The sequence below is a fragment of the Acidovorax sp. sif0632 genome (assembly GCF_019218805.1).
Taxonomy (GTDB): Bacteria; Pseudomonadota; Gammaproteobacteria; order Burkholderiales; family Burkholderiaceae_C; genus Acidovorax; species Acidovorax facilis.
This window is the reverse complement of the sequence record NZ_JAHUWW010000019.1, coordinates 1-902: the sequence shown is the minus strand read 5'-3', so window position 1 is coordinate 902 and position 902 is coordinate 1. Positions and strand designations below refer to the sequence as shown.

2 protein-coding genes are annotated in these 902 nt (G+C 59.3%); both read right to left on the bottom strand.

Features of this window, described 5'->3' with window-relative positions:
* Nucleotides 1-84: 84 nt before the first annotated feature.
* Nucleotides 85-378: a DUF4148 domain-containing protein gene (locus KW832_RS25570; protein ID WP_121419969.1), complete on the bottom strand. Its 294-nt coding sequence runs from the start codon at nucleotides 376-378 to the stop codon at nucleotides 85-87.
* Between the two features lie 82 nt (nucleotides 379-460).
* Entirely contained in the window at nucleotides 461-748 is a 288-nt protein-coding gene (locus tag KW832_RS25565; RefSeq protein ID WP_121419970.1) for a DUF4148 domain-containing protein, read from the bottom strand.
* Between the last annotated feature and the right edge of the window lie 154 nt (nucleotides 749-902).

Here is a 902-nt window from a genome sequence, read left to right as displayed (position 1 = left end):
AAAAAAGCCGAGGCCCCGTGAGGGGCCTCGGCTTTTGAGCATGAGACTGCGTCGGCGTGCCGACCGCAGCACCTGCCGTGCAAATTACATGGCGCTGAATTCGCCCGAAGGGATCTTGCCAGTGCGCAGGGCTTCAGCAGCCTGGGCGCGCACAGCAGCGCGGTCAGCCGTGGACGTGTAGGTCACCACACGCGAACCAGCAGGCTCGATGCTGCGGGTCTGGGCCACGGTAGCGGCTTCAGCGGCCACTTCGGCACGGGTGCGGTTCGTGTCGAACTTCAGGGCAAATTGCGAACCATCGGCTTCGTCAGCGTGGGCGCCGAAAGCAGTGAAAGCGGCAACAGCGGCGATAGAGAGGAAACGGACAGACTTGTTCATGGTGAAACTCCAGTGAAATTCAAAAAATAGGGACGAGGTACTTGGCAATACGAAAACGTGTGAACCGTGGATTCAACAAGAATCAACCACGCTCACCCGAAGGGATCTGGCCAGCGCGCAGGGCTTCGGCAGCCTGGGCACGCACGGCAGCGCGGTCAGCCGTGGACGTGTAGGTCAACACACGCGAGCCTGCCGGCTCGATGGAGCGGGTCTGGGCAACGCTGGCGGCTTCTGCCTGCACTTCAGCGCGGGTGCGGTTGGTTTCAAATTTGGTCGCGAATTGCGAAGCATCGGCTTCGTCAGCCTGTGCGCCGAAAGAGGCGAAAGCGGCAACGGCAGCGATGGAGAGGAAGCGGGCGGTGTTGTTCATGATGAAAATCCTTGGAAGTTAAAAAGCGTCTCAAAAAAGCCGGGTCAAAAAACCATTCCTGAACCGGGTTCGGTGAGTCGCCTTGCGGGTTCGGCTCATCGATGGGTTGAACTGTACGCGGGTGAAGTCCAAAGAAAAACCACCGAGTCGCAAA

Bases quoted from the DNA above. Each gene is read 5' to 3' on its own strand.
- KW832_RS25565 (WP_121419970.1), bottom strand. From the start codon at position 748: ATGAACAACACCGCCCGCTTCCTCTCCATCGCTGCCGTTGCCGCTTTC.
- KW832_RS25570 (WP_121419969.1), bottom strand. From the start codon at position 378: ATGAACAAGTCTGTCCGTTTCCTCTCTATCGCCGCTGTTGCCGCTTTC.